Origin of the sequence: Microbacterium sp. 13-71-7, assembly GCF_002257455.1 — a bacterium.
Classification (GTDB): domain Bacteria; phylum Actinomycetota; class Actinomycetes; order Actinomycetales; family Microbacteriaceae; genus Microbacterium.
This window is the reverse complement of record NZ_NCKN01000151.1, coordinates 1-10,181: the sequence shown is the minus strand read 5'-3', so window position 1 is coordinate 10,181 and position 10,181 is coordinate 1. Positions and strand designations below refer to the sequence as shown.

Annotated in this window: 5 protein-coding genes, 1 tRNA gene and 1 pseudogene; all 7 read left to right on the top strand. The window is 70.0% G+C overall.

Annotated elements, in window-relative coordinates; genetic code table 11:
• Positions 1–464 (top strand): annotated as a pseudogene (locus B7X32_RS14125) (pyridoxal-phosphate dependent enzyme); the annotation flags it as partial.
• Positions 461–1,249: a tryptophan synthase subunit alpha gene (gene trpA, locus B7X32_RS14120; protein ID WP_292720804.1), complete on the top strand. Its 789-nt coding sequence runs from the start codon at positions 461–463 to the stop codon at positions 1,247–1,249. The pseudogene B7X32_RS14125 and the gene trpA, both read left to right, overlap by 4 nt.
• Before the next feature lie 29 nt (positions 1,250–1,278).
• Positions 1,279–2,292 (top strand): prolipoprotein diacylglyceryl transferase, encoded by a 1,014-nt coding sequence (gene lgt / locus B7X32_RS14115; protein WP_292720801.1) that lies wholly within the window; start codon positions 1,279–1,281, stop codon positions 2,290–2,292.
• A 169-nt stretch (positions 2,293–2,461) separates the two neighbouring features.
• Complete coding sequence (gene gltB, locus B7X32_RS14110; RefSeq protein WP_292720808.1) at positions 2,462–6,979, top strand: glutamate synthase large subunit; 4,518 nt, start codon at positions 2,462–2,464, stop codon at positions 6,977–6,979.
• A complete protein-coding gene (locus B7X32_RS14105; protein WP_292720798.1) occupies positions 6,972–8,426 on the top strand; it encodes a glutamate synthase subunit beta in 1,455 nt (484 codons plus the stop codon). The genes gltB and B7X32_RS14105 overlap by 8 nt, the downstream gene beginning before the upstream one ends.
• A 67-nt stretch (positions 8,427–8,493) precedes the next feature.
• Positions 8,494–9,939, top strand: a complete 1,446-nt coding sequence (gene pyk, locus B7X32_RS14100; protein WP_292720796.1) for a pyruvate kinase — start codon at positions 8,494–8,496, stop codon at positions 9,937–9,939.
• A gap of 73 nt (positions 9,940–10,012) precedes the next feature.
• Positions 10,013–10,095 (top strand) — tRNA-Leu (locus B7X32_RS14095).
• Positions 10,096–10,181: the final 86 nt, after the last annotated feature.

Below are 10,181 nucleotides of genomic sequence, written 5' to 3'. Positions count from 1 at the left end.
GCCTGTACGGTGTGGAGGCGGCCGGCGACGGCGTCGACACCCCCAAGCACGCCGCGTCGATCGAGCGCGGCCGCCCCGGCGTGCTGCACGGCGCCCGCACCTACGTGCTGCAGGACGAGGACGGGCAGACGATCGAGTCGCACTCGATCTCGGCCGGGCTCGACTATCCCGGCGTCGGCCCTGAGCACTCCTGGCTCGCCGCGATCGGTCGCGCCGAGTACATCCCGGCGACCGACGACGAGGCCATGCAGGCCCTGCGCCTGCTCAGCCGCACCGAGGGCATCATCCCGGCGATCGAGTCGGCGCACGCCCTCGCCGGGGCCATCCGGATCGGCAAGGAGCTCGGTCCCGACGCGATCCTCGCGGTCTGCCTCTCCGGGCGCGGCGACAAGGACATGGACACCGCGGCCCGCTACTTCGGACTGTACGACGAGGGCGCCGCAGAGAACGGAGCCGGCGCATGAGTCGCGTCGAAGAGGCCATCCAGCGCGCGCACGACGCCGGACGCGGTGCTTTCATCGGCTACCTGCCGGTCGGCTATCCGGACCTGCAGACCAGCATCGACGCGGCGATCGCGCTCGCGCGCAACGGCGTCGACATCATCGAGCTGGGCCCGCCGTACAGCGACCCCGTCATGGACGGCGCGATCATCCAGGAGGCCACGCAGGCCGCGCTCGCCAACGGCTTCCGGATGCGCGACCTGTTCACCGCGGTCAAGGCGATCACGGAGGCCGTGGACGCTCCCGTCGTGGTCATGACGTACTGGAATCCCGTGCTGCAGTACGGCGTCGACCGCTACGCCGACGACCTGCTCGCCGCGGGCGGCGCGGGGCTCATCACCCCGGACATCACGCCGGAGGCGGCACCGGAGTGGATCGCCGCGAGCCGGCGCACGGGCCTGGACCGCGTCTTCCTCGCCGCGCCCACGTCGACCGACGCCCGGCTCGACCTGGTGGCGTCAAGCTCGACCGGTTTCGTGTACACGGTCTCGACCATGGGCATCACGGGAGAGCGCGCCGAGCTGGACAAGGCGGCGCGGACCCTCGTCGGGCGGCTCCGCGCGCACGGCGCGGGGCGCGCCTGCGTCGGCATCGGGATATCCACGGCGGACCAGATCGCGGGCGTGCTGGAGTACGCCGACGGCGCGATCGTGGGCACGGCCCTCGTGCGAGCGCTCCGGGACGGGGGAGTGGAGCGGCTCGCCGAGGTGACCCGCGAACTCGCCACGGGTACCGCGCGCGCACGGTGACGGCGCCCTGACGACGTAGACTCGTGACCATGCCCTTCGCGCTCCAGAACGCCCTCATCGGCGTGCACGCCAGCATCCCGAGCCCGCCGGTCAGCTACTTCACGCTGAACATCTTCGGGTGGACGCTGCAGATCCACTTCTACGCGCTGTGCATCATCGCCGGCATCATCGTGGCGACGCTGCTCACCAACCACCGGCTGAGCAAGCGCGGCGCGGAGCGCTGGGTCGTCGTGGACATCTGCATCATCGCGGTGCCCCTGGCGATCATCGGAGCGCGGATCTTCCACGTGCTGACGCACCCCGGCTTCTACTTCGGCCCGGGGAAGAACACCTGGAACCCCTTCGAGCCCGGCTCGGTCTGGGCGATCTGGGAGGGCGGCATCGCCATCTTCGGCGCGCTGATCGGCGGCGCCATCGGCGCCTGGCTGGGCTGCAAGTGGACCGGGGTGCGCTTCTCCGCGTTCGCCGACGCGCTCGCCCCCGGCCTCATCCTCGCGCAGGCCTTCGGCCGCTTCGGCAACTGGTTCAACCACGAGCTGTTCGGCCTCCCCACCGACCTTCCCTGGGGCCTCGAGATCGAGCCCACGAACGTCGCCTTCCCCGCCGGCCTCGCGCCCGGGACGCTGTTCCATCCCACGTTCCTGTACGAGGTCATCTGGAACACCCTCGGCTGCCTGTTCCTGCTCTGGCTCGGCCACAAGCTGCGCCTGCAGTGGGGCAAGCTGTTCGCCGTCTACCTGATCTGGTACGGCGCGGGACGCATGGTCTGGGAGTCGATCCGCATCGATCCGAGCGAGATCTACTTCGGGCTGCGCACCAACGTCTGGGCGGCGCTGTTCGGCGTCGTGCTCGGCATCGTCATCCTCTTCGTCCAGGCCCGCCGCCACCCCGGGTACGAGCCCTCGCCGTACCAGCCGGGTCGGGAGCCGAGCGACGCTGGGGTAGAATCGCACAACCCCGATGATTTCGTCGATCTGAGCGAGCCTCAGTCCGACGAGAATCGCGCGGAGGCGGACGCCACGAGCGCCGTCTCCCGCCCCTGAGAACGGCACCGACAGGAGCCTCGCTGCGGTGGACGCACGTCCACCGGGAATCACGCACTGAACGAGCGGGCCGATGATGTCCCCGGGTTCATCAGAAATCTGAGGACGGTGACTGGTGTACTTCCAGCCTCCCTACGGCGCCTCCGGCGCCTACCCCCCGAAGCAGGGGATGTACAACCCCGCGTTCGAGAAGGACGCCTGCGGCCTGGCCATGGTCGCGACGCTCCGCGGGGAGCCGGGCCACGACATCATCGCGCTCGCCCTCGAGGCGCTGCGCAACCTGGAGCACCGCGGCGCCATCGGGTCCGACGCGGGAACCGGCGACGGAGCCGGGATCCTGACGCAGATGCCGGATGCCTTCCTGCGGGCCGTCACGTCCTTCGAGCTTCCCCCGGTCGGCGAGTACGCCGCGGGACTCGCGTTCCTGCCGCTCGACTCGCGCACGCGCCGCGAGCAGAAGGCCGGGATCGAGAAGATCGCCCGTGCAGAGGGCCTCACGGTCCTCGGCTGGCGCGAGGTCCCCACCGCAAACCAGCACCTCGGCAAGCTGGCCGACGAGGCCCGGCCTGCCTTCGAGCAGCTGTTCGTCTCGCGCCCCGCCTCGAGCGGTGCCGAAGCCCTGTCCGGCATCGCGCTGGACCGGGTCGCGTACCGGCTGCGCAAGCGCGCGGGACATGAGCTCGGCGCCTACTTCGTCTCGCTCTCGGCGCGCACCCTCGGCTACAAGGGCATGGTCACGACCCTGCAGCTCGAGCCGTTCTACCCCGACCTCCAGGACGAGCGGTTCGCCTCGGAGCTCGCGGTCGTACACTCCCGGTACTCGACCAACACGTTCCCGTCCTGGCCGCTCGCGCAGCCGCTGCGCATGCTGGCCCACAACGGAGAGATCAACACGGTCGGCGGCAACCGCAACTGGATGCGGGCGCGCCAGTCGCAGCTCGAGTCCGAGCTGCTCGGGGACATCCGCCCCCTGCTGCCGATCTGCACCGACGGCGCGAGCGACTCCGCCTCCTTCGACGAGGTGCTCGAGCTGCTCACGCTCACCGGCCGGAGCCTGCCGCACGCCATCATGATGATGGTGCCGGCGGCGTGGGAGCGCCAGACGGATCTGGATCCCGACCTGCGCTCCTTCTACGAGTACCACGCGAACCAGATGGAGCCGTGGGACGGCCCCGCCGCCCTCATCTTCACCGACGGCACCGTCGTGGGCGCCACGCTCGACCGCAACGGACTGCGTCCCGGTCGCTGGACCGAGACGACCGACGGCCTCGTCGTGATCGGCAGCGAGACCGGCGTGCTCGAATTCGAGCCGGAGCGCATCAAGCGCCGCGGCCGCCTGCAGCCCGGCACGATGTTCGTCGTCGACACGGCGCAGCGCCGGATCGTCGAGGACGAGGAGGTCAAGCGCGACCTTGCGACCCTGCACCCGTGGCAGGAGTGGCTCGACGAGGGGCGCGTGCGCCTCGCCGACCTCCCGGAGCGTGAGCACATCGTGCACCCGGTCGCCTCGATCACCCGTCGCCAGCGCACCTTCGGCTACACGGAGGAGGAGGTGCGGATCCTGCTGACCCCGATGGGTCAGACGGGCGTCGAGCCTCTCGGCGCGATGGGCAGCGACACGCCGATCGCCGTGCTCTCGGAGCGCCCGCGCCTGCTCTTCGACTACTTCGTGCAGCAGTTCGCACAGGTCACCAACCCGCCGCTCGACGCGATCCGCGAAGAGGTCGTGACGAACCTCTCGCTGGGGCTCGGCCCCGAGCGCAACCTGCTCGACTGGGGACCCGATCACGCACGCACGATCGTGCTGGATTTCCCGGTCATCGACAACGACGAGCTCGCGAAGCTCCGTCACATCGACCGGGCGCGTCCCGAGCGGTCCAGCGCCACGATCAAGGGGCTCTACCACTTCGACGTGGGCCCGCACGCGCTCGCGCAGCGCCTCGACGAGATGTGCGCCGAGGTCGACGCGGCGATCGAGGACGGCGCCGAGCTGATCATCCTCAGCGACCGCGATTCCAACAAGGACCTCGTCCCGATCCCGTCGCTGCTGATGCTGTCCGCCGTGCATCACCACCTCATCCGCCGCGAGGACCGGATGAAGGTCGGGCTGATCATCGAGGCGGGCGACGTCCGCGAGGTGCACCACGTCGCGACGCTCATCGGCTACGGCGCGTCCGCGGTGAACCCCTACCTCGCGATGGAGACGGTGGAGCACCTCGTGCGCACCGGCTACATCACCGGCATCACGCCGGAGAAGGCGGTCCGCAACCTCATCTACGCGCTCGGCAAGGGCGTGCTGAAGATCATGTCCAAGATGGGTATCTCCACGGTCAGCTCCTACGCCGGCGCGCAGGTGTTCGAGGCCGTCGGCCTCAGCCAGGAGCTCGTCGACGCGTACTTCACCGGCACCGAGACCAAGCTCGGCGGCATCGGCATCGAGGACGTGTTCGCCGAGAACCAGGCGCGCCACGACTTCGCGTACCCCGAGGATGCGGCGGCGCGTGCGCACGAGCGGCTCTGGACCGGAGGCGAGTACCAGTGGCGCCGTGACGGCTCCCCGCACCTGTTCAACCCGCAGACGGTGTTCCGCCTGCAGCACTCGACCCGCACCCGCCGGTACGACGTGTTCCGCGAGTACACCCAGCTGGTCGACGACCAGGCCAAGGAGCTGAAGACGCTCCGCGGCCTCTTCGAGCTGCGCACGGGGGAGCGGCCCCCGGTCCCGATCGACGAGGTCGAGCCGGTGTCGTCGATCGTGAAGCGGTTCTCCACCGGTGCGATGAGCTACGGCTCCATCTCGCAGGAGGCGCACGAGACCCTCGCGATCGCGATGAACAGGCTCGGCGCGAAGTCGAACACCGGTGAGGGCGGTGAGGATCCGGACCGTCTCGTCGACCCGGAGCGTCGCAGCGCGATCAAGCAGGTCGCGTCGGGGCGGTTCGGCGTGACCAGCCAGTACCTCACCGAGGCGGACGACATCCAGATCAAGCTCGCCCAGGGCGCCAAGCCCGGCGAGGGCGGTCAGCTGCCGCCGCAGAAGGTGTACCCGTGGATCGCGCGCACCAGGCATGCGACACCCGGCGTCGGCCTCATCTCGCCGCCGCCGCACCACGACATCTACTCGATCGAGGATCTCAAGCAGCTCATCTTCGACCTGAAGCGCGCCAACCCGAACGCCCGCATCCACACCAAGCTGGTGAGCCAGTCCGGCATCGGCGCGGTCGCGGCGGGCGTCGCCAAGGCGCTCAGCGACGTCGTGCTCGTCTCAGGACATGACGGCGGCACGGGCGCGAGCCCGCTGAACTCGCTCAAGCACGCGGGCACCCCGTGGGAGCTGGGGCTGGCGGAGACACAGCAGACCCTCATGCTCAACGGCATGCGCGACCGCGTCGTGGTGCAGGTCGACGGTCAGCTCAAGACCGGCCGCGACGTCATCATCGGCGCCCTGCTGGGTGCGGAGGAGTTCGGCTTCGCCACGGCGCCGCTCGTCGTGAGCGGCTGCATCATGATGCGGGTGTGCCACCTGGACACCTGTCCCGTCGGCGTCGCCACGCAGAATCCGGTGCTGCGCGAGCGGTTCACCGGTAAGCCGGAGTTCGTCGTGAACTTCATGGAGTTCATCGCCGAGGAGGTGCGCGAGCACCTCGCCGCGCTCGGCTTCCGCAGCCTCGAGGAGATCGTGGGACGGGCGGATCTGCTTCGCACGGACGCCGCGATCAAGCACTGGAAGGCGGACGGGCTCGACCTCGCGCCGGTGCTCGAGGGCCCGGCGTTCCCCGCCGACGAGCCGCGCCGCAGCGCCCGCGCGCAGGACCACGAGCTGGAGAAGCACTTCGATGCGCCTCTGCTCGAGGCCGCACGCGAGGCGATCGCCCAGTCGGCGCCGATCTCCTTCGACCTGCCGATCCGCAACACCGAGCGCGCCGTGGGCACCATGCTCGGTCATGAGGTCACGGTCCAGCACGGCGGAGAGGGCCTGCCCGCGGGCACGATCGGCATCTCGCTGCACGGCACCGCCGGCCAGTCGCTGGGGGCGTTCCTACCTCGGGGCATCTCGATCTCCCTGGAAGGCGACGCCAACGACTACGTCGGCAAGGGCCTCTCTGGTGGAGAGATCGCGATCCGGCCGCACCGCGACGCGACGTTCGAGCCGCACCGCAACGTGATCGCCGGCAACGTGATCGGCTATGGCGCGACGAGCGGCACGATCCACATCTCCGGCGTGGTCGGCGAGCGCTTCCTGGTCCGCAACTCCGGGGCGATCGCGGTCGCCGAGGGCGTGGGCGACCACGCGCTGGAGTACATGACCGGAGGTGTCGCGGTGATCCTCGGGAGCACCGGCCGCAACCTCGGCGCCGGCATGTCCGGCGGCATCGCCTACGTGCACGACCTGCAGCCGGAGCGGGTCAATCCGCTGTCGCTGGGTTCGGGGGAGCTGGAGCTCCTCCCGCTCGACGAGGTGGACACGCAGGAGCTCCGCGAACTGCTCGCACAGCACGTGGAGCGCACCGGATCCCCGCTCGCCGCGTCGATCCTGGCGGACGACGACTTCGCCGCCGCCTTCACGAAGATCCTGCCGCGGGACTACGCGGCCGTGCTGCGCACCCGCGCAGAGGCAGAGGCCGAGGGGATCGACCCCGACGGCTCCATCGTCTGGACCCGCATCCTGGAGGTGACCGGTGGCTGATCCCAAGGGCTTCCTGACCGTCACGGAGCGCGAGCTCCCCGCACGCCGGCCTGTCCCGGTCCGGATCATGGACTGGAAGGAGGTGTACGAGCCGGGCGATTCGGCCGTGCTCCGCCGCCAGGCCGGACGGTGCATGGACTGCGGTGTGCCGTTCTGCCACCAGGGCTGCCCGCTGGGCAACCTCATCCCGGAGTGGAACGACCTCACCTGGCGCGGCGAGGGCCGCGCCGCGATCGAGCGCCTGCACGCGACGAACAACTTCCCGGAGTTCACCGGGCGGCTGTGCCCCGCGCCGTGCGAGAGCGCATGCGTGCTCGGCATCAACCAGCCGGCCGTCACGATCAAGCAGATCGAGGTCTCGATCATCGACGAGGCGTTCGCGTCGGGCTGGGTCGAGGCGCAGCCGCCGGCCCGCCTCACCGGCAAGACCGTCGCCGTGGTCGGATCCGGTCCTGCCGGCCTCGCCGCCGCCCAGCAGCTCACGCGCGCCGGTCACACCGTCGCCGTGTTCGAGCGCGACGACCGCATCGGCGGGCTGCTGCGGTACGGGATCCCCGACTTCAAGATGGAGAAGTCGCACCTCGACGCGCGCCTGCGGCAGATGTCCGAGGAGGGCACCCGCTTCCGCGCGGGCGTGAACATCGGCACCGACATCAGCTGGGCGGATCTGCGCACCCGGTACGACGCCGTCGTGATCGCGACGGGGGCGACCCTGCCGCGCGAGCTCGCGATCCCCGGACGCGACCTCGACGGCGTGCACTTCGCGATGGAGTACCTGGTCGAGTCGAACAAGGCGGTCGCCGGCGATCCGGTCCCGAACCAGATCACCGCCGAGGGCAAGCACGTGATCGTGATCGGCGGCGGCGACACCGGTGCCGACTGCATCGGCACCGCGCACCGTCAGGGTGCGCTCAGCGTGACCAACCTCGCGATCGGCCGCCAGCCCTCGTCGGGAAGGCCGGAGCACCAGCCGTGGCCGATGATGCCGACCGTGTTCGAGGTCTCCTCGGCGCACGAGGAAGGCGGAGAGCGGCAGTACCTCGCCTCCACCGTCGAGTTCCTCGGCAACGAGGCGGGCGAGGTGCGTGCTCTGCGCGTCGCCGAGACCGAGTTCGTCGACGGACGACGCGTGCCCAAGAGCGGCACGGAGCGGGAGATCCCGGCGGATCTGGTGCTCATCGCGATGGGCTTCACCGGCCCCGAGTACGAGGCGTACGGCGAGGACGGGCCGCAGCGCACCGACCGCGGTGCGTTCCGCCGCGACGAGGACTACGCCTCGACCATCCCCGGCGTGTTCGTCGCCGGCGATGCCGGACGCGGTCAGTCCCTCATCGTGTGGGCCATCGCGGAGGGCCGCGCCGCGGCCGCCGCCGTCGACCGGCATCTCATGGGCGACACCGTGCTGCCCGCTCCGGTCCGCCCGTCGGATGTCGCGATCGGGGTCTAGCCCGCGTAGGCTGGGCCCGGCAGCGTGGCCCTTTATTCCATCCCCCTGACACTTATCGGAGAACGCATTGAGACGTGCCAAGATCGTGGCCACACTCGGCCCCGCAACCTCGACGTATGAGACGGTGCGGGCCCTCATCGATGCGGGCGTCGACGTCGCCCGATTGAACCTCAGCCACGGGGACTACTCCGTGCACGAGAACAACTACGCCAACGTCCGCCGCGCCGCGGAGGACTCCGGCCGCGCGGTCGCCGTCCTGGTCGACCTGCAGGGCCCGAAGATCCGCCTCGGCAAGTTCGAGGCCGGCCCCTACGAGCTCGCCGTGGGCGACATCTTCAAGATCACGACCGAGGACATCCTCGGCAACAAGGAGATCTGCGGGACGACCTTCAAGGGCCTCCCGCAGGACGTCAAGCCCGGCGACTTCCTGCTCATCGACGACGGCAAGGTCCGCGTCGAGGTCGTGGAGACCGATGGCACGGTCGTCACCACCCGTGTGGTCGTGGCCGGTGCGGTGTCCAACAACAAGGGCATCAACCTGCCCGGCGTCGCCGTCAGCGTCCCCGCGCTGAGCGAGAAGGACGAGGACGACCTGCGCTGGGGCCTGCGCACCGGCGCCGACCTCATCGCGCTGTCGTTCGTCCGCGATGCGGCCGACGTCACCCGCGTGCACGAGATCATGGCCGAGGAGGGCGTGCGCGTCCCGGTCATCGCGAAGATCGAGAAGCCGCAGGCGGTCGACAACCTGGAGAGCATCGTCGACGCTTTCGACGGCATCATGGTCGCCCGTGGCGACCTGGGCGTCGAGCTGCCCCTCGAGGCCGTCCCGATCGTGCAGAAGCGGGCCGTCGAGCTCGCCCGCCGCATGGCGAAGCCGGTCATCGTGGCGACGCAGATGCTCGAGTCGATGATCTCCAGCCCGGTTCCGACGCGCGCGGAGACCTCCGACGTCGCCAACGCCGTCCTCGACGGCGCCGACGCGGTCATGCTCTCCGGAGAGACCAGCGTGGGCGATTACCCCGTCATCGTCGTCGAGACGATGGCGCGGATCATCGAGTCCACCGAGGACCACGGCCTGGAGCGCATCCAGCCGCTGACCACCAAGCCGCGCACGCAGGGTGGAGCCATCACGCTCGCCGCCCTCGAGGTCGCGGAGTTCGTCGAGGCGAAGTTCCTCTGCGTGTTCACGCAGTCGGGCGATTCGGCGCGGCGTCTGGCGCGTCTGCGCTCGCGCATCCCGATGCTCGCGTACACGCCAGACCCCGGCATCCGCCGCCGTCTGGCCGTCACCTGGGGTGTGCGCACGAGCCTCGTGAACTTCGTTCCGCACACCGACATGATGTTCCACCAGGTCGACGAGCACCTGCTCGGATCCGGCCTGGCGAAGGTGGGCGACAAGGTCGTGGTCATCTCCGGATCCCCTCCCGGGATCGTCGGCTCCACGAACGACCTGCGCATCCACCGGGTCGGCGACACCGTTCAGGGCGCCGCTCCGGCCTACCAGGTCAAGTAGGACGCGCACGAGGGCCGGTTCCCCACGGGGACCGGCCCTCGTCGTATCCCAGGGTGCGCTACAGTCGATCCGGGCCGGCGTGGCGGAATGGCAGACGCGGAGCACTCAAAATGCTTTGTCCGAAAGGACGTGTGGGTTCGAGTCCCACCGCCGGCACCCGTGGTTCACAAGATCCGAAACTCCCGTCCAGTAGGATGGATCCGTGACTGAAGAGCAGCAGCCTGAGCAGCCCGCCTCGTCCG